16 protein-coding genes, 2 tRNA genes and 4 pseudogenes are annotated in these 19585 nt (G+C 38.8%); 13 read left to right on the forward strand and 9 right to left on the reverse strand.

All coding sequences use genetic code 11. The features are described from left to right. Positions 1–57: 57 nt before the first annotated feature. Positions 58–926: pseudogene (locus tag AAZO_RS18215) on the reverse strand (RluA family pseudouridine synthase); the annotation flags it as partial. A gap of 139 nt (positions 927–1065) precedes the next feature. On the opposite strand from AAZO_RS18215, the pseudogene AAZO_RS18220 reads away from it, so the two are divergent. Beyond that, positions 1066–2175: pseudogene (locus AAZO_RS18220) on the forward strand (ISAs1 family transposase). A gap of 248 nt (positions 2176–2423) precedes the next feature. Here the strand turns inward: AAZO_RS18220 and AAZO_RS18225 are convergent. Next, a complete protein-coding gene (locus tag AAZO_RS18225; RefSeq protein WP_041641394.1) occupies positions 2424–2681 on the reverse strand; it encodes a hypothetical protein in 258 nt (85 codons plus the stop codon). Beyond that, a complete protein-coding gene (locus tag AAZO_RS18230; protein ID WP_144031330.1) occupies positions 2678–2998 on the reverse strand; it encodes an iron chelate uptake ABC transporter family permease subunit in 321 nt (106 codons plus the stop codon). Before AAZO_RS18230 ends, AAZO_RS18225 begins: the two co-directional genes overlap by 4 nt. A gap of 426 nt (positions 2999–3424) precedes the next feature. Here AAZO_RS18230 and AAZO_RS39150 point away from each other — a divergent pair, with 426 nt between their 5' ends. From AAZO_RS39150 to AAZO_RS39160, 3 genes are read left to right on the forward strand one after another with little or no spacing between them, the layout of a single operon-like run. Beyond that, positions 3425–4123, forward strand: coding sequence for a hypothetical protein (locus tag AAZO_RS39150; protein WP_228371278.1), 699 nt, complete (start codon positions 3425–3427; stop codon positions 4121–4123). 22 nt (positions 4124–4145) lie between these two features. Further along, complete coding sequence (locus tag AAZO_RS39155; protein ID WP_266886020.1) at positions 4146–4385, forward strand: hypothetical protein; 240 nt, start codon at positions 4146–4148, stop codon at positions 4383–4385. Next, positions 4379–4708, forward strand: a complete 330-nt coding sequence (locus AAZO_RS39160; RefSeq protein ID WP_013192371.1) for a hypothetical protein — start codon at positions 4379–4381, stop codon at positions 4706–4708. Before AAZO_RS39155 ends, AAZO_RS39160 begins: the two co-directional genes overlap by 7 nt. A gap of 162 nt (positions 4709–4870) precedes the next feature. Here the strand turns inward: AAZO_RS39160 and AAZO_RS18245 are convergent, their stop codons facing one another. Continuing rightward, positions 4871–5833: a DUF1517 domain-containing protein gene (locus AAZO_RS18245; RefSeq protein WP_013192372.1), complete on the reverse strand. Its 963-nt coding sequence runs from the start codon at positions 5831–5833 to the stop codon at positions 4871–4873. Between the two features lie 984 nt (positions 5834–6817). On the opposite strand from AAZO_RS18245, the gene AAZO_RS18250 reads away from it, so the two are divergent. The 8 genes and pseudogenes from AAZO_RS18250 (at position 6818) to AAZO_RS18280 (ending at position 11360) form a co-directional block, all read left to right on the forward strand. Beyond that, a complete protein-coding gene (locus AAZO_RS18250) occupies positions 6818–8053 on the forward strand; it encodes a glycosyltransferase family 4 protein (protein ID WP_013192373.1) in 1236 nt (411 codons plus the stop codon). Between the two features lie 202 nt (positions 8054–8255). Continuing rightward, positions 8256–8504 (forward strand): hypothetical protein, encoded by a 249-nt coding sequence (locus AAZO_RS18255; protein ID WP_013192374.1) that lies wholly within the window; start codon positions 8256–8258, stop codon positions 8502–8504. Between the two features lie 106 nt (positions 8505–8610). Further along, positions 8611–8751, forward strand: a pseudogene (locus tag AAZO_RS44000) (IS110 family transposase); the annotation flags it as partial. 314 nt (positions 8752–9065) lie between these two features. Continuing rightward, positions 9066–9151: transfer RNA gene (locus tag AAZO_RS18260), tRNA-Tyr, on the forward strand. Between the two features lie 88 nt (positions 9152–9239). Continuing rightward, positions 9240–9311, forward strand: a tRNA-Thr gene (locus AAZO_RS18265). Between the two features lie 273 nt (positions 9312–9584). Beyond that, the gene (locus AAZO_RS18270; protein ID WP_041641399.1) at positions 9585–9803 is read left to right on the forward strand and encodes a hypothetical protein; all 219 of its coding nucleotides are present in this window, start codon (positions 9585–9587) and stop codon (positions 9801–9803) included. Between the two features lie 19 nt (positions 9804–9822). After that, positions 9823–10698, forward strand: coding sequence for a lipid kinase (locus AAZO_RS18275; protein WP_013192375.1), 876 nt, complete (start codon positions 9823–9825; stop codon positions 10696–10698). Positions 10699–10736: 38 nt separating this feature from the next. After that, a pseudogene (locus tag AAZO_RS18280) lies at positions 10737–11360 on the forward strand (exopolysaccharide biosynthesis protein). Positions 11361–11984: 624 nt separating this feature from the next. Here AAZO_RS18280 and AAZO_RS18285 read toward each other — a convergent pair. Next, positions 11985–13262 (reverse strand): hypothetical protein, encoded by a 1278-nt coding sequence (locus tag AAZO_RS18285; RefSeq protein WP_013192376.1) that lies wholly within the window; start codon positions 13260–13262, stop codon positions 11985–11987. 953 nt (positions 13263–14215) lie between these two features. On the opposite strand from AAZO_RS18285, the gene fmt reads away from it, so the two are divergent. After that, positions 14216–15217 (forward strand): methionyl-tRNA formyltransferase, encoded by a 1002-nt coding sequence (fmt, locus tag AAZO_RS18290; RefSeq protein WP_013192377.1) that lies wholly within the window; start codon positions 14216–14218, stop codon positions 15215–15217. Between the two features lie 52 nt (positions 15218–15269). On the opposite strand, the gene AAZO_RS18295 is transcribed toward fmt, so the two are convergent. The 4 genes from AAZO_RS18295 to nifH all read right to left on the reverse strand — a co-directional run bounded on the left by AAZO_RS18295 (position 15270) and on the right by nifH (position 18800). Then, positions 15270–15641, reverse strand: coding sequence for a DUF6464 family protein (locus AAZO_RS18295; RefSeq protein WP_013192378.1), 372 nt, complete (start codon positions 15639–15641; stop codon positions 15270–15272). Positions 15642–15763: 122 nt separating this feature from the next. Further along, on the reverse strand, positions 15764–16897 hold the full coding sequence (locus AAZO_RS18300; RefSeq protein WP_013192379.1) for a substrate-binding domain-containing protein: 1134 nt from the start codon (positions 16895–16897) through the stop codon (positions 15764–15766). A 312-nt stretch (positions 16898–17209) separates the two neighbouring features. Beyond that, positions 17210–17581 carry a hypothetical protein gene (locus AAZO_RS18305; RefSeq protein WP_013192380.1) on the reverse strand — a complete coding sequence of 124 codons (372 nt, stop codon included), beginning with the start codon at positions 17579–17581 and terminating at the stop codon, positions 17210–17212. 238 nt (positions 17582–17819) lie between these two features. Beyond that, a complete protein-coding gene (nifH, locus tag AAZO_RS18310; protein ID WP_013192381.1) occupies positions 17820–18800 on the reverse strand; it encodes a nitrogenase iron protein in 981 nt (326 codons plus the stop codon). Positions 18801–19585: the final 785 nt, after the last annotated feature.

A 19585-nucleotide genomic window follows, 5' to 3' on the forward strand; every position in this document is an offset into this window, starting at 1 on the left:
CTATCCTTCTAACATTCCTTTTCTACTCCCCTTTCCATTTACTTTATTAATAGCCTCTGAGAGCAAGAACCCCATTAATGGTTGACATCTTTCTGCACAAGCACCATAAAATTCTCCCTGTACTTTATCCTGTACCGAAGATTCACCCCACCAAAATTCCGCCATTGCTAGGGGTTTTAATTTATGAGTCGCTGCATAATTTAAAAACTTAGGAGCGCAATATTCCCCCGTTCCGGTGGGTGTTCCCCCTAGTAGTAATTGTTATAAAGATAGAGATTGTCCATAAGAATTAGTGAGGCTATATGCAGCGTCCATACCTTTTGTGTCTGTAATACGCTTGATATTTCTTTCCGCTTTTGTTTCAGTTCCCTAATTCTCGTATCTGAGGTTGTTATTATCTGCTGTAAAGGTTGCAAAACTTCATTTTGACAACGTTTGAAGTACTTTCGCTCAATTCCCTGTTGACGGCTTTCAGTTTCCAGTTGTGTTAAAGCAATTTCTAGGTTTTCTCCTAGGAGGGTTTCGTGGTATTGTTGGCTTTTTTCCTGTCGTTGTTGTTTACTGAGGCTATGTCGCGAGTTGATGAATTCTAACTGCTGTTTAAATTCAGTAGATAATCTTTGATATTGTTCTCGTTCTGGAAGTTGTTTGAGAGTAATTATTTCTTGTTTAATTATTTCTAACTCAGCTAAATTACAAGCTTCAGCTAATGCAACTTGTTGACGTCCGGGAATAGGGTAAACCTAACGTTAAACTACACTAAAACCATTCAAAAGACCGGAAAAAGCTTTAATAACTCTTTGTTCACCCTTAGGTAATTCAACTAGCAAAATTCCATAGATTTTACCTTCACGAGCATAAAGTTCATTTTGGGTCAGTTGCCGCATTAAACCGTAAGCTATAGCTTCTGCTATCGGGGTGCGGGGTCATGGCGAACGCATGTAAATATGGTACATATATATTAAGAAACGAGAAAGGTAGGGGGGGCTGATGATATGGAGGTTGACCAATGAGGCTCTGATGGTAAAGTCATTGTAAAAGTAGAAGAAGAAAGTCCCAAAAAGTGTGAAGCTCAAGTCCAAAATCACGATTACTGACCACGTTGCACAGATGGAAGATCCAAGAGTAGAGGGGAGGAAACGACACAAGTTAATTGACATTCTTACCATTGGAATTTGTGCAGTAATTTGTGGAGCAGATAGTTAGGTGGCAATTGAACTGTATGGCTGCACAAAATATAAGTGGTTAAAAACCTTTTTAGAACTAGGAAATGGGCTCCGGTCCCAGGACACATTTGGAAGGGTATTTGCACAATTGAATCCGCAAAAATTTCAAAATTGTTTCTTGAACTGGATCAAATCAGTACATAAGATAAGGGATGGTGAAGTTGTGGCAATTGACGGGAAAACTTTATGTAGTTCTCATGGTAAAAATAGTGACTAGAGTGCAATCCAAATGGTAAGTGTATGGGCAACTACAAATAGATTAGTGTTGGGACAGGTGAAGGTGCATGAGAAGTCACATGAAATTACAGCAATTCCCGAATTATTAAAGGTTTTAGAATTAGCTGGATGTATTGTCAGGATTGATGCCATCGGGTGTCACAAAGACATAGTAAAGTTAATTACGCAAGAAAATGCAGATTATGTAATCACTTTAAAAAAGAACCAAGGTAATCTGTATGAGTCAGTAGAACAGCTATTTAAGTCAGGGATAAGTACAGGTTTTCCAGAGCTTCAACATAGCACATATAAACCCGAAGCAATAGGGCATGGTCGTCATGGAATCCGCAACTATGTGATGTTACCTGGAATGGGATTTCAGCTTGACCCTGATTCAGTTTGGTCAAATCTAAAAAGTGTTGGGATGGTAGAACCTATCGGACAAGTGGATGATAAAACAACAGTAGAGACTCGTTATTTTATTAGTAGTCTTGAGTCAAATGTAGAACAATTGGCTAATTCTGTCCGCAGCCATTGGGCAATAGAAAATTCATTGCATTGGGTATTAGATGTAGCTTTAAAACAAGATGACTACCGGATTAGGAAAGATAATGCTCCACAAAACTTTGCAGTAATGCGGCAGATAGCAGTCGATCTTTTGGGTAAAGAGAACCCCGTGAAGCGGGGGATAAAAAATAAACAGTTTTTGGCAGCAATGGATAATAACTCTTGAGAAAGAGTTTTAGCTTTAGCCTCAACTAACTTGTCAACAATTTACTTAATATTTTCTTCTACTTATTTTTACAGATAAGTTTACTTATTTATGGATGAATAGTTAGCTCATTTATCCTTAGCTAAGAGTTATTCAATTGGAGATAGGCTAATTCATCGCTTAATAAAAAACTGATTGATTTCGTTTATATATCCATTAAGCTTTGCACTTATATATATAGATGATTTTAAAATCCTCATTAGTTTTTATTAGGAAATAAGGTGCGTTTCCCCTGGGGTGCAATCAAACCGACAAAACCGATCATTCCCATGGTCAGGATTTCCCGTATTTACACCCCATAAAGTTTTCATAATATCCACTGCTGAGATGGGATATTCACCCCTAAGCACGTTCATTACCATTGCTACCCCAATCACTGCTAGTAAAAAAAACAGCATGACTGGTACACGCCGATCTATACGAAAAGACATCGCTGAGGAACGGATAACCAACCAATCAGCCTTCATTTTTTCACCTTTGATTTAGCCAAGTAGACAAAAAAGGGAGCACCAACCACTGGTGTCATGACACCTACAGGTAATTCCTGGGGTTTTAGGAGGACACGGGCAGAAATATCTGGATTCTTTCGAAGTGTATCAATTGTACTTACCACATTATTCTGACGATAGAGATTCAACACATTTCTGAGTACCAGTTGCTGACGGGTACTGATTGTTACCCAAAACTTAATAAGTTCAACAATTAACCCTACCGCCAATACAGAAGACAGTAGCAGCGGCCACATCACCACACCACCTGCTGTAAACAGATTTTTGATATCCATGTCCGATTTTCAAGCCCTTGGTAGTAGATTTCCTAACTAGTTCAGCAACTATAGTTGCTATAACTTCTCAATTCAAAATTAGACCAAATGAAAATCTCTATGAATCTTTTGTTACATTTCTGGAAATGGATACAGTCTATCCTGTGGTTAAAATTGCTGTAATTATTTCCCGGCAAGAGATTATAGCTAACATTCACAAATATAAAAGCTAAAAGTGATTAATTAATATTTGTAGATAATTTCTGTTAATCTGCTAAAGTTACTGAAAATAGGTAGCAATAAATTATGAATTTTTCCAGTACAGACCTAGAGTAGCGAGAAGACGAATTAAAGACACGGACCACCTTTTTAACCTATAGTTTCATTGGCTCGTTGACTCTACATATTGGGTTGCTGGCTTCTGCTATTAGGAATCTACTCACGACAGTGCCCCAAGAAGAGCCAGTAGAAATTACTTTTGTAAAGATTCCACCGGAAGAAATAAAACCTATACAACAACCAGAAGAAGACATAAAACCTAAAGTTGTTGATAATTCACAGATTTTCACCAGTACAAATAATAATTCTGATTTCTCTCCGAGCGTAGTTTTGCCGCAACGACAAAAAAACACAGTAGTTTCGTCTCAACCTGCTGTGACTCTGGCTCCGAAAACAGAACCTCTCAAACCTTTACCTTCGATTACAAAGGAAAGTATCTCACCAAAAAAAGTAGATACTCAGCCTCAAGAAGTTTCTTGGTCAAAAGATACTGCTATTAAACCCTTATCTACTGAAATAACTGCCGTTCAACCATCTTCACAATCCAGTTATAATCTCAGTCAGTTGTTGGTAGGAATTAGAGATGAGAGAGCAAATCAAGAAGTTTCTCAACCGTCTCAAGCTTCTTCCGGTGGTGGTGGAAATTCCGTAGGAATATCTAACTCATCAGGACTTCCTGATAATCGTGGTAGTGCTACTGGTAGTGGTTCAGAAGTTGGAACTGCACCTACATCTCCCAAAGTAGGTACTAACTCTGGTAGTGGCAATGGACGTGCTGCTTGTCGGGAGTGCAATACAAATTATCCAGATTGGGCGAAGAGAAGAGGTGTAGAGGGCAGCGTTAAAGTGGCTGTTGATACGGATTAATGGTAATGTTACTAACATGCGGTTGTTGAGCTCCAGTGGTAACGAGAAGTTGGATGCAGAACATTTGGAACGATCGCAAAAATGGAAACTCAAACCCAGTTCAGGGGGTAGACAAGGTGTCAGTATTGGTACTGAATATACGATCTCGCCGGTTCTCAACGAGATTGCCAAATATAAGAACGCAAGAAACAAAGAGAATCAGAACAAAGAAACGCTGAATCTACTAAGGCTGAAACCCCAAGATGCAGCAGAAGATTGGTAACATCCGTTAGTGAAAATATTCCCAAAGAATCAACTACAGCAACTAGAAGAATTGGTCGTCGTAGAAATATAGCAGTATCAACGGAATTTGCTTCCACTCCATCAACAAATAGAGGACAGCGTTTACGAGAAGCTCTCAGAAGAAGAAGAACAGATCAAACAGCAACTAATACTGCTTCATCTTCAGGAGAGATAAGGAAAAGAAGACGAAGACGGGAAATCACTCCAGCTTCCTCCGTCAGTACCAATAATGAAAGTATTCCTAAATCTACCAGACGGCGGCGACGTTTGGAACAACCTGCTTCTTCCGAGCAAAATCAATAACCATCTCCATCAAGTAATTAATTCCTAATTTGATACAGGTTTTATTTTAGTTTGGTGGGACATGGGGAAGGGGAAAGGGACTCAGGTTTACCGTTGAACACTTCCCCAAACCAATTGACAACTTCCAGACTCACAAAGCGAGTAATGTTCAAAGTTTCAAATTTAAACCAACGTCAAATCAGGATACTCAGCAAATAGATCATCAGAAGTCAAAGTATCTCCTTCTGCTTGGGGAGTCCACAAAACTTCAATTGCTAAAACTTGCTCACCGGGAAGACCACCAATTTTTCGTAAAGCTTGACGCAATTCGTCACTGCTGTTAATCTTTCCAATTGCAAATTTACCCAAAGTTGCAGCTAGTAAGGTCACAATAATATATTCTCCAGGCCCTTCACTAATCAGACGGGTAGGGTTATCTACATCTCCTGCTAATTCTTTAGCCAGAACAGATTTTAGCTGGTTGTTAACGTTGGATAGGGTTTCTTCGCTAAATTTGCTGCGTTCAGCTAATGACAAGTGGTTAAATTGAGATTCCGCTGAGTTTAATTTTACCTGTTGTGTACTACCACCTGCATATACCCAATATTCAGGATGACGTAATAAAGCTAAACTCACTTGTTGTAAAATTTCTGCTTTCCCTTCTGGAGAGTTGGTATCAGCTTTTTCGGCTATTTGGTTGAGTTCCGTTTGTAACTCTCTCGCTTGTGCTAACAAACCAACTTGTAAGCTAGTAACAGAAACTTCGGGGTTACTACCATAACCTACATCTTCAGTTTGTTCACTGGTGACACGACGAAAAGATTGGACTAAGAAGTTAGCGACCGCTAAGAATATTAAAATTGTAAACACACCACCAAAGCCACCCCCAATACCCCAAAAAGGAATCAAGAACGGAAAACCAAAACCGCCACCACCAGGATAATAACCCCCACCATTAGGAGGTGCGTAGGTGCGTGGTGTGTAAGTGCGGCTAGATGGCATTCTAAAAGAACCGCCACCAATTCGTCCACCTGTACGTGCTGCTAAAGCACTATCAGCATTACCCAAAGCCAGGCCTAACACGAGACTGAGGACAACAGAGATTTTTAACAGCGGTTTGAGTATTTGTTGTATTTTCTTACGCATAATTATCACAGAAAAACACTATTTTTAAGATTTCTCCCCCACTGCTAGGAGTTTAACAACGTAGGAGACACCACCAACTACAAGCAAATACATTTGAGATTCTTATACCCATTGGAACAAAGAAAGCGACAGATGAAAATATGAAAACGTTACATAGCAACAATTTCACCATTCAAAGTCCAAAATTATAAATCCAAAATGGTATGAGCTATATATTCAATCTACCGTGTCTTATCTTGGGTTGGCAGTCAACAGAGGGGGGATTTCTTGCGTTGATAACCCTACCGCAAAACATCTTTGCAAGTGCAGAACTTTGGAATCAATTAATTATTTAATAATAACTCAGTATTAGCACTTAAATAAAGATGTAGTACAATTTTGACGTCCGATAGCTTGCGTAATCTGAGGTCAAAATCTTTTCTTACCGTGATTATTTTTTTCCGGATTAGGAAAGAAACCCTAGCAAAGTTGGGCAGGGGTTTAAAGTTATTATGGCAGTGACCAATATAATTAGTAATACTATTTTTATCTTAACTAATACAGGATTCAAAGATGTAGACAATGAGCTAATAGTCATCATCAATTAGTTATAAACTTCCTTAATTTAGGTATCAAAGTACCGATCTTTATTGGCATTTTGGCATGAATATTTATGAGTATAAAGCTATAGTGTTGGAGCGATTAAATTTATTAATGACATCAGTATTATCCTCAGAAATTGCTGGATAACACTCCGATAAGATCAGGTAATGCAAAATTCATAGTCCTTCCTTCATTTGTAATGTGATGTATTAGCCTCATTTAAATCCACATTCAGGCTGAAGTGAATTTATTGTGTACATCAAAATCATTCCGACTTTATAAAAATCTGACTACATTTTTTGACACCCTATCTGTTTAAGATTACAAAATATACCATTTCGAAGCTCACAAAAACTATTAACAATCAACTTGAGAATTTGAAGTTTATTTAGAACCTGAATTATGGAACATATTTCACAAATAGGGACACATATTAGGGAGAAAACTGCTTATCCAGATATCCTTGTTATCTCCCGCATATTTCAGCCACAAGAAGCTGTCATTGGAGAATATATATATAATCGCTGTTTACAAGACCCAGAAAGAGTAATCGTCCTAACCGCTAGTTGTTTAGGAGATAGAATATTTGATAAATCTCAAAATTTTCCTGTTTATCGTTGGCCTAACTTTACTTTCTGGACTAGTACATTATTGACTAAATTAGTGAAGCCCATATTCAATATTATTGGCTCCGTATTACTAGCCATAAAGCTTTATTTCCGTTATCATTACCGCTACATTGAATGGTGTCACGGTTACGATTTCCCCGCCTTACTTATACTAAGTTATATCTTACCTATTCGCTTTTTTATCTACCTCCACGGTAATGATTTAGTTAGTAATTTACGTAATCCATTGTGGCGATCACTATTTAAACTTACCCTCAAAAGAGCCGAAGGAATTGTTTGCAACAGTTCCTATATTCGAGATATTTTAAGAAAAAACTTTCGGCTAGATACTCCTACTCATGTAATTAACCCAGTAGTAAGACCAGAAAAATTTGGTACTCCTACCAGTCCCAGTCATCTCGATGATTTACGTATCCGGTTACGTCAAGCTTATAATATTCCTGAAACAGCTATTCTGATTCTTTCTGTTGGTAGATTAGTTCAACACAAAAGCTTTGACCGCATCATAGATAACATTCCTTTACTATTAACTATAGGCATAGATGTCCATTACATAATTTGTGGCACCGGACCTTGTGAACAACAGCTAAAATCCCAAGCCCAACGCTTGCGGGTAGACAAACGAGTACACTTTGCAGGCCATGTACCAGAACGAGAATTAGCTAGTTATTATGTAGCCTGTGACATTTTCTCCATGCTAACTTTGTGGGAAGACAAAGATAAAAGTATAGATAACTTTGGCATGGTTTACTTAGAGGCAGAATACTTTGGTAAGCCCATAATTGCCTCTCGTTTAGGGAGTATTTTAGATGCAGTTCACCATGAAGAAAATGGCCTGTTGGTAAATCCCAATTCTGGCTATGCAGTTTTGCAAGCTTTTAAACGCTTATGTCAAGACAAACAACTACGAGAAAAACTCGGTCGTCAAGGACAAGAATTTGCCAAACGGAAAACATATCACCGTTGGCTATATAATCCAGAGTCTCGTTATTCTTGTTTATTGAATTAGAGCGTAGTTATCATTCACCAGTTATCAGCTTACCATTCAAAGAGTTTTTACAGCTATCCTCCTTGAGGATTAGGATATAAATTTTTTCAATTATTTAGGTGTATAATCTCAGCCAGTTTTATCTTTAAACAGAAATAGAGGAATCCTCTTTGATTTTTGGAAAAACTCACAGTATACCTTGAGGCTTGAATAGTTTTCAGATATGTCTACTGGTCTGACAGGAATCAAAGTTATCCAAGGGATAATTGCAGGAGAAAGAAACCCAAAGGTTTTGCCTACCTATCGAGATCGGCGTGTTAAAAGTGTCGAAAATTTTGTCTCTTGGCTAGGTTTATGTCCTGGTAGTCGTAATTTAGTGGTGGTAAAGTTCTTACTCCCTTCCCAGTATGAAATTAGGGGTGTGGGATTCCACATTACGCAGAAGCATTATCCCTCTACCCTATTACTATGACCTTATTCTTTTAGTGGGAAGGGAGTACTTCTAAAACCCGTCAAGTTGTGAGGCAGCGCAGTCTTCGGGAGGCAGTCCGGAAGGGTGCGACTGCTGAACCTGAAGGGTTAATCCTGCTGTCACTGCTTTTCCGGTTGCAGTTCTTTCCCAATCTGCTATTGGCGCTTTCTGTAGTCGTCAAAAAGCTCAACTTGGCGCTCCCAAGGCGATAACTGCTACTGCTCATAAATTAGCTCGTCTTTTTTATTACCTGTAGTCTACTAGTGAGGTTTATCAATAGCTTAGTACTGATTATTAGGAACAGAAGCATAAGGAGCGTATGATTCATAACCTCAAGAAATCTGCTTACAAACTTGGTTGCCATGTATGTATATCGTTAACCCTACAGCACAAGAAGTTTCTTAGAAGAAATCCCGGCTAAACAGATAATTTTCCTTAACTGAACCCTATTGACCTAAAACCATCTTTTTGCAAGGCATCTGAAGTTTCTCAAAAAAATTTTTCTTAAGCCCTTGCCAAATCTAAAACCTGCTGCTAATATTTTAAAAAGTGGGACAAAACGGGTCGGTGTCCGAGTGGTTAATGGAGACGGACTGTAAATCCGTTGGTTTACGCCTACGCTGGTTCAAATCCAGCCCGGCCCACCACTTCTAGAGATGTGAGTTACAATAGCTGAGTGCCGAGTAAACTTATCAGCTTTGTAACTTATAACTCAGAAACCAAATCCAGATTTATGCCCGTGTGGCTCAGTGGTAGAGCACACCCTTGGTAAGGGTGAGGTCACGAGTTCAATCCTCGTCACGGGCTTTCTGATGTAAAGTGTTGCTATGACAGGCTTGTGGAGGTTCTAGGCTGATTATAGAAATACTCTTGTATGTACTTGCTTAACGGCTAAATGATACCAATTTTGTACCATTGGAGGAAGATAGAGATTTTAATTAATAAGTTTTCATTTTGCGCTCGCCTGGTTATTTTGAGATTTTGCTTATAGTCCATGAGGTGGTCGGTCTGTGTGGGTAGGTGAAACTTAAAACGTACTATTCGCTGCCCCGTTGCAGTCAGCATTCATGTAGAAATTATTTGCTGTACGATACAAGTCTCGCTGAACATTGTGAAAAAGGTAGTCCAGTAATTATTGTTGGTGCAACTGGGAAGTTTAAGAAACGCTTGGAAAACTTGGGAGTTTTAAGGTTTAACCAGATCAAACCTCATTTGTTTCTGATTTTGATAATCGCTTTACCAAGCTTTGAGATTAAAACTCAAGCAAGGTCGAAAGACATGGAGAACCCTTATATTTAAACTACAAAAGGTACGCCCCATGAATCCCCGCGCTCTGCTGTTAGTAAATTATCATTCTCGCCAAGGAAAAGAAAGTCTCTTGGCTGCTATTCGTTGTTTGGAGGCGCTGGGTTTTAATGTGATTGAAGAGTTTACAGAGAATCCTGAACATTTGGGTGATGTTATTAAGCGATACCAGCAGGAAGTTGATTTGGTAATTATTGGTGGAGGAGATGGTACTCTTAATGCTGCTGTCGATGCCATAGTTGATACTCAGTTACCTTTGGGTATTTTACCTTTGGGAACTGCTAATGATTTGGCCAGAACTTTAGGTATTCCTAATTATTTACCAGAAGCGTGTCAAATTATCGCTGGTGGACAGTTGCGACGTATTGATTTGGGTTGGGTAAATGGGAAGTATTTTTTTAATGTTGCTAGTCTGGGTTTGAGTGTAAAAATTACTCAACAATTAACTAAAGAGGTGAAACGCCATTGGGGAATATTTGCTTATGCGGCAGCTGCTTTGCAGGTAATTTGGAAATCTCGTCCTTTTAGTGCAGAAATTCGCACCAATAGCGAATCATTTCACGTTAAGACTGTACAAATTGCTGTGGGGAATGGGCGGTATTATGGTGGTGGGATGGCTGTATTTCATGATGCGTCTATAGATGACCAACGATTGGATCTTTATAGTGTAGAAATTAACCATTGGTGGCAAATCATACCGTTATTGCCTGCTATACGTCAAGGTAGACATATTCATTGGCGGAGTGTTCGGGCAATCCAAGGTCAGGAAATTGAGATTTATACTCCTAGACCCTATCCTATTAATACAGATGGGGAAATTACTAGGTATACTCCGGCTTTGTTTCGGGTGATGCCCAGGGCTATCAGTGTTTTAGTCCCTCCTTTATAATGAGTGTAATGTGGCAATTCCTATAAAGTAGCACGACAATGAATTTGAGGTTTTCTCAAGATATTCAGTCTTTAGTGCAACGTTTAGCCGAACAGCCACTAACTCTGGGCAATATTTTGGGGCAAACTTGAGAACGGAGTTTTAGTGTAGTAATTGCATTATTGGTCTTACCTTTTCTCTTCCCTATGCGCCCAGGTTTAACTGGGCCTTTTGGGGCTGCTTGCTTGCTGTTATCTGTAGAGATGCTTTTAGGCAGAAGATCGCCTTAGCTTCCTAAAAAAACCGCTAACTATCAATTTCCTCGGACTTTTGCTCAAATCATCTTAGAAAACCTGTGTCGAGTTACTAGGGTATTGGAGAAAATCAGCTGTCTCAGCTTTAAACAAATAGCTTCTCATCCTTTAAGCTGGCAAATCAATGGGTTTTGTATTTCTTGGTTGACAATATTACTAATTGCGCCCATTCCTTTTAGCAATCCTATGCCCACTATTGGTATTTTACTTTTGGCAGTTGCAACTATTGAATCTGATGGTTTGCTGATATGTATCGGCTATGTGATTACAGCTTTGATTACCTTGTTCTTTGGGTTTATTGGTTATGCGCTATGGTTGGCTCCCGGGTTACTCTCTGATATAGTCAATCTACCCATATCTAGTCAATAAGTATAGCATACTTATTGACTAGATATGGGTAGATTTAGATAATTATCTTTATTCAGTTGCCAGCCCTTCACATTTACGGCATTTTTGATTTGGGATTTTAGATTTGTCAGTCCCTAATTCAAAATCCACATTCCTGTGATGGTATATTTTTACAAAAAAAAATATACCATCCCCATCAGAGGCTTGCTATGATATAGCACCCAGGTTAAAAAGCTGAGGTCAATGAACAGAAAAGTTAATTTTCCATCTTCTGCTTTATCAGAGTCCTGACTTAAATCAGAAAAGTTCTATATTTTAAAGGACCTTTTTACTGACAATAATACAGAATTAAGCAATTAAGAGTTGCTAAAATAAAACCCTCAGGTTTCAGCTGAGGGCTAAAATCTAATTAAGGTGCATCTACTATTTTTTTATCCATCTAGGATATAAGTATATCCGGAAGGTTTCGACTAAGCAGACAGTTTTTTGTATAAAGTCGTAAAATGTTTTAATTAAACCCCCAGTTCCACCTGAGGGCGGTTAATCAATTAAGGTATATATACTTCCCTCTGTGTGTCTGTTACATCAGGATGAATTTGAGAAAGAGGGAATAAATAAGGAATGAGGCTCATTTTGTTACTCAAGCTATCTGGAAGCAACTTGTGGTTCTGCCCAAATTTGTGACTCTGTAACACCAAAAGTTACTGGCTGATCTCCGTCTGTGGTGACATTCACTGTCTTACCATCGCTGGCAACTTGCACGAGAGGCCAATTTTCTTGACCTAGTTCACCAGATCGGAATAGGGCATTATCGGGCTGTTTTTTACTCCAACCTAACAATATTGCTATTTTTTCATGCTCATCGTCAGCTTGGATGGGAGCAACTGTTTTGGCATTATTTTCCTGTCGATCCCAAATTACAGCCTGGTCTGTTACATCTGCTGTGTTAAAGATGCCTAGAAATTTGCGGGCTAAAAAGCGATCACCTTTTTGAGACCAACTGATCGGAACTAAGACCGCTATTTTCCCTTCAGCCTGAGATTGTGTTTCCGACACAGCCTGTTTTAATAAAGGATCATTAACGTTAGCCGTTTTAGCTATTACCCGCAAACTCTTGGTTTGTCGGTCTTCTATAAACAATAAGCTAGTCACTCGGCTATTGTGCATTTCTGGGTTGACTTCCAGTTGTACACGGCTATAAACAGCATATCTACCATCAGGAGAAACCACTGGTATGCTGCGATAGTACCGCACTCCAGAATGCCCTTGACCACCAATTGCTTCTTGTGTCGTCATAATCCACTGCCAAGGAATTGGATGGGGACTACCCATGGGATCATTTGGTAAAGCATCAGCATCCCTTGGTGGTCCATCTATAGGAACTTCTTTCATTAAGGGTGGCTGTGATTCTCTAATACTAGATGTTACTAATCCCTCATGATCGAGATTTTCACTCCCTTGAGAGTTAAGACCACCCAAAGCATGATTTTTGGCTGCTTTTAATTTTTGGATTAAACTAGTTTGGACAACAGGCGTATTTGGTAACTGAGCCTGTTTTACAAGAGGGGAATTATCAGTAACATTTATATCATCGCTTGAGTGAGAATTATTTTGTCCTATCCCAGAATTTACTAATATTTCCCTTTTTTGATTTATAGATGTATTTGCTAGTCCAATCCCAAATTTGCCTGGCAAAGAAGTAAGTTCACCTATATCTAAATAAGATTTTCTAGCAACAATTGTTTTTTGGGATTTTGAATCCAATTCGTTCAGCCCAGAACTACTTTTTGCTGCCTGTGATTGTTTCGCTAAGGATGTGTGAACTGATACTCCTATAAAAGGAGCAACTACTATAATAACAACAGCGTACTTAAGAAATGGTTGTACGCGGAACCATCCTGACAGCAAAAGGGATTTCAGCATAAGTGGACTCTCTAAGGGGCGGTTGCTATTGTGAGGATCAATGTCTATTCAGGCGACTGGGAAAAGCTATTATTATGTATAACAACAAACTAGAGGCTCTAAGGAGATAATCTCTCTAAATTTTGCATCACTTTACAAAAGTTTCAGTATCATCATTCACACCTTTACAATATTTAAAATTTGTAATTTCTCAGGAGAATCTGATCACATAAAATACTATTGTTTTTCACTCGAGTATTTTTGATGTGACTATAAATGTAAGTTCTACCTGTATTTAGCATTAACTAAAATAGCAGGTAACTCTAAAAAGGGTATAAGCTAGTTTTTAGGCAAATTAAGAATCATGCCTAAGTCTTCAGTTTAACTGTCTTAAATGCAGTAGCACTAGCTACTGCATTTAAGACAGTTTTATCTATGAAAAATCTGCTATAACAATGTCAACCTCGATAAAACGAAAGATTATCTTTATAAAGGCGATTTAGTCTTTGGAAAATCTAGGATGGTCATTGGACAATCAACAAATACCTCATTATTATTTATCCTAAGGTATAAATTGCTACTTTCCTACAACCTACATAGTATAAACAATATTTATACTATGTAGGTAAGTGTGATCGCTTAACTAGAATAAAGCATAACTTTGGTATTATATGAAATAAGTAGATCCTGAACTATCCAGCCTTGAGATATAATGCAATACTTTTACTCGTAGAGAAAACGAGCAGTAATTAAAATTAACTGACCAGCTTGCCAAAGCATTGTACTTGATCAAGAGATTTTTGTTGCACCGATAATCAATAGTTTACCACTAAATAGCTAAAATTTAATATCCTCACAGCCAAACTACACTGCGTCTTTTTCATGGATATCGTGATTTAGTCAATTTTGGGCAGTCAGTTGTCAGTGATTCGTGACGCAATTAATATTGAGTAATGATTAATGACTAATAACTAATGAAAATTGTATTTTTTGGTACTCCCCAATTTGCTGTTCCCACCCTAGAAAAGTTGTTGAATCATACAGAGTTTGAGGTTTTGGGAGTTGTCACCCAACCGGATAAACGCCGAGGGCGTGGAAATAAATTAATACCTTCCTCAGTAAAAGTACTGGCTGCTGCTCACAATCTACCTGTATGGCAATCTGAAAAAATCAAAAAAGATACTGAAACTTTAACCCAACTGCAACAACTAGCAGCAGATGTGTTTATTGTGGCTGCCTATGGACAAATTTTATCTAAGAAAATCTTAAAGATACCGAAATTGGGCTGTATTAACGTACATGGTTCAATTTTACCCAAATATCGCGGGGCTGCTCCCATTCAATGGTGTTTATATAACGGTGAGCAAGAAACCGGAATCACTACCATATTAATGGATGTGGGGATGGATACAGGAGATATGCTGCTAAAAGCCATAACACCAATTAACTTGCTAGATAATGCCCAGATTTTAGCGGAGAGATTAGCAACTCTTGGTGCAGATTTACTAATAGAAACTTTGTACCAGTTCGAAAAACAAGAGATTCAACCCATTCCTCAAGATAACGATGCAGCAACTTATGCATCTTTGATTCAAAAGCAAGATTACAATTTAGACTGGTCAAAGAGTGCTATTCAATTACACAATCAAATTAGAGGCTTTTATCCTAACTGCATAACGACCTTTCGCGATCAAGCACTGAAAATAACTGCTACTGTTCCTATATACTCTGCTTATATACACCAGTTGCAACTGGAACTACAAGAAAAAATACATAACATACCTGATTTGTCAACTATATCAAGTCAACCAGGGGAAGTGGTCAGTATTGTTAAGGGAATGGGAGCGATTGTACAAACTGGTGAAGGTTTGTTGCTGTTGAGAGAAGTTCAGCTAACTGGGAAACGTCCCCAGTCAGGATGGGATTTTGTGAATGGTACTCGCTTGAATGTGCGAGAGGTTATGGGTAATTCGTAATAATCACTCGGGCTCTCGTGAGAGATACGTAATTAGACAAAACTCTTATCTATTACCTGTCACCTATTCCCTGATTCTCATAAAAACGGCATGACTCACAGGGTCCTTGTGGGTTGACTGCACAGCGGATAATTTCTGAATGAGCATTGTAGTCACAAGTAGCATCACCTATAACCCAGCGTCCCTGTACTAAACTTTTTTCTGATGGTCGTTGGGCTTTTTGTACGTAAATAGCGATATTATATAGATGGTAACGCCCCGATTTAAGCTGATATTTATGACGACGCTCTAAAACTGCATAGGTTTTACCTTCCAAATCAAGATAGTTTCCTGGTTGGGGTGTCCAATCAAGCAGTAATTTACCAAGAGACTGAGGCGGGTTTGTGAGAATTACCTCAGTTGGTAAAGAGTCTGGTTCTACCATAAGTTTATGTTATGTGCTTTACATTATAAAAATGGTATCGTAAGAACAGACTCTAGATGAATGGATTTAACTAAAACGCTGTAATTGTCCCACTGAAATTGAGCGGATACAAAATTAGAAACTTAAATTGTGGCCACAACTGCGCCGATTTGGCTAATATCATACCCACCGAGGATTTGTAATTGTGAGTGAACCAGCCGATGTCCGAGAGTACTCAGTAATTGTTGTACAGGTGGCTCTTGCATATATTCTTTCAGAATGACTAAATCATATCGTGACCGACGTAGGGGGACAAATCCTAGTCCAAAGGCAATGGCAACAGAGGCTGTACTAATACCAGCATCCACCATGTCAGATGCGATCGCCCATCCCACCTCTTGATGACTATTCATAATCCACTCAAACCCTTGCAGTGATTGGAATGGTATTTTCTCCTGTTGTAAAGTTTGCTCTAATAGCGATCGGCTACCAGAACCCACCTCACGATTGGCGATCGCTGCACCCATCTCCACTACATCAGTGATACTTTTAATTTGCTTTGGATTCCCAGCTTGTACCATCAACCCTTCTTCCCAAACTCCGAGAGTGATGATTACTGCTTCCTTTCCCACCAGCACCTTCCGCACAAACGGAGTGTTATATTCTCCCGTTTCCACATCATATAAATGCATCCCGGCAATATGCGTCTCACCTCTGCATAAACTGTGCAATGCCCTCATACTATTAGCAAAGTTGTATTGTACCCGAAGTTGAGGATGCCACCGTTCTGTACTTCTAGCCCAGAGGGAAATCACAGGCGAACACCCAGCAATTACAACTGTGTTATAAAGCCTGTCCATATTATCATCGAGCAGACGGACATTCAGCTTATTGCTATCTGTCAGCCTCTCACCTTCACCATCAGCAGGAATCATATCTTGACGAAAAGCATCCTTACCAACCAATGGATAAGCTATCCATTGACCTCCCACTCGCGCTAAACTCACTCTTAATTGTTGGAGGTTGTTAACAGGTTTGGTAAGCACCGCTTCGATTTGAGGTAAATCGTGCTCTAGCCAGAATAGTTCCTCCACTTGACAACCAAGAGCTTTAGCTAGGCGCAATGAAATCGCTACAGAAGGAGCATATAGCCCTGATTCAACACCACTAATAGTTTGACGAGTTACAGCAGCAAGATTTGCCAATTCCTGCTGGCTCATACCCAAGCGAGTTCTAATAGACTTCAAGTTATTACGGAGGTGGTTCTCCTGCTTCATTAGCTCTATACTCTCTATTTCCAGGTTAAATGATATTTTAGAGGTTAAAATATCTCTTTGTTGCTTATATGAGCAGGAAAAGGGAAGGTTAGTACCGCCGTGAATTCAAAATGCTTCTTTCAGAAGAGCTACGCTAACAAGATAGTGCTTCCAGCAGGCTACGCCAACACCAACAAAATTCAAAATGTATAATGAATACGGCGTGAGCTTTTCAGTGATTTGGAATGGTTGGTTTATTTACGCGGTAGTGTACTGGTGATTTAGCATAACAAGTACGGTAGAGCCATCATCTTTATCTAAAGCATTAATAAATTATGTCAACCAATCTCTATCAGCAGATACTTCACTAACTCTGAATTCCCAAGGTATGCCTTTATTAATAGGAGGACAAAGACGAATAATTGCTCTTTGGGAAAACAGCTTTAACTTTTTAGATAACTCGGGCATAGCATTAAAAATATGCCAATACATTTCTCTATCAGGACAAAGAATAATTAAAATTACAGCACGGGAGTTTGTCTTGATACACCATTGACAATTTGATAATAAAACTTGGATAATGCGATTACAATTCGCATAAAAATGTTTGCCAATCACTTCATCTAAATTTTTCAGTAACATCTCATCAAGATATGTGACTTGAGAAGGCGGTAAATCATCTGGCGCAAGGGAATGTTGATTCATAACAAAAAAAACTCAGAAAATAGAGTAGATAAAAGAAAATGGGGAACACAAGAGTAATTACCCATTCCCTAAAAATCAACCAATACAAACTAGGGAACACAGAGACTAAATAATATAGAGTTATTTATGCTTGATAACAGAGTAATTATGATGATGGATAAGGTGGACGGGAATAGCCCACCTTTCTGCTCTTAATAGAAGCTTTTACGGCTTCGTTTTTTCAGTGAAAGCAAGTGCCTCACTTCTTTTTCTCTGCACTAGCAACTATTTCTAAGTCACCTTTTTTCAGTGCTTCCAATGCTTCGCCTTCTAAGTCTTCCTGTTTCTTGGCAGCTTCTTCTTGAGCATTGCTCACATCAGATAATCTTACTGCATTTTCTTCGCTTTCTAAAATACCAAATTCAATCAACAAATCTTCTAGCTCATCCATTTCAATAGGTGTAGGAACGGCAAGATTTTTATTGTTGATAATCTTGTCTGCTAATGAGCGGTATTCATTAGCTTGGTTACTATCAGGCGCGTACTCGTTAACAGTCATCCGCCGCAATTCTGCGTGCTGCACAATATTGTCACGAGGTACAAAGTGAATCATTTGGGTGCTTAATCGGGATGCAAGTGTGGTAATCAGTTCATCTTCCCGGTCAGTTTTACGACTGTTACAAATTAAGCCACCCAAGCGCACACCACCAGTGTGAGCATATTTAAGAACACCGCGAGCAATGTTATTAGCTGCAAACATCGCCATCATTTCCCCAGAGGTCACGATGTAAATTTCTTGAGCTTTCCCCTCCCGAATTGGCATGGCGAAACCACCGCATACAACGTCGCCTAATACATCATAGGATACAAAATCTACGTTTTGGTATGCACCGTTTTCTTCCAAGAAGTTAATCGCAGTGATAATACCACGACCGGCACAACCTACACCGGGTTCAGGTCCTCCAGATTCCACGCATCTGATACCCCGGAAGCCTGTAATTACCACTTCTTCTAGTTCCAGGTCTTCTACAGCACCCCGTTCCGCAGCTAAGTGCAATACGGTGGTTTGGGCTTTACAGTGAAGAATTAAACGAGTGGAGTCTGCTTTGGGGTCACATCCAACAATTAAAATACGCTGACCCACTTCTGCCATTGCTGCTAAGGTATTTTGAGAAGTGGTAGATTTGCCAATACCACCTTTACCGTAAAAAGCTATTTGTCTAATTTTATCGTCGGACATGATTTTTGCTCCTAGACATTTTTAGATTTGATAGATTGGGGATGATGAGAAGTTCATACTGTAGGATTACAGTCGTCATGATGTGTAAAACTATGGGGGAGGCGCACGTTCTACGGCAACATTTGTACAGATGAAAAACATATATAAGTGTTGCTAAATCATTAGTCAGCTATCTCTTTTCCCATCAATGACTCATGACTAATAACTAACCACTATGGGAAAATGGCTAAAGAAGAAATTGAAATTTATGCAGAGTTTTCCCCTGTTCCATACAACGAAATTTAGGAGAAACTTAGAAAGTTATAAACTTAAATACTGGCAACAACTTCCCTGATTTTGCTGGTATCATAATCGCCGAGAACCTGTAATTGCGAAGTAAGAATTCAGGGGTCAGGAACCAATATGTATTGTTTTGCCAGCTATTTCGTGCTTTTGCTCTGTTGATTCACTATAAATAAACAATAACACAAACCTTGCTAATTTACTTGCTTCCCGCAATATTTTTTGCAAATTGAACTAAGTTATCTGTTGAATATAGCTGAAACACCTCTTGCTGCAAGCAATTCAGAATTTTAAAAGTGACGAAATTTTTTGAAAAATCACAATTTTATTTTCGCATCTCTCAAATTAACTGGTAAAATGGAACAAATAATACCGTTGTGACAATTAACTTTTAGTTTTAATAATTTTAGAATTTGCAAACAAAACCTGCAGCAGGTTTTTTAGCTTAAAATTAAAAATAAGTTGACTGTGGGTAGGCAAGATACCTACCAGAAAAGATTTAA

Origin of the sequence: 'Nostoc azollae' 0708 (assembly GCF_000196515.1) — a bacterium.
Taxonomy (GTDB): Bacteria; Cyanobacteriota; Cyanobacteriia; order Cyanobacteriales; family Nostocaceae; genus Trichormus_B; species Trichormus_B azollae.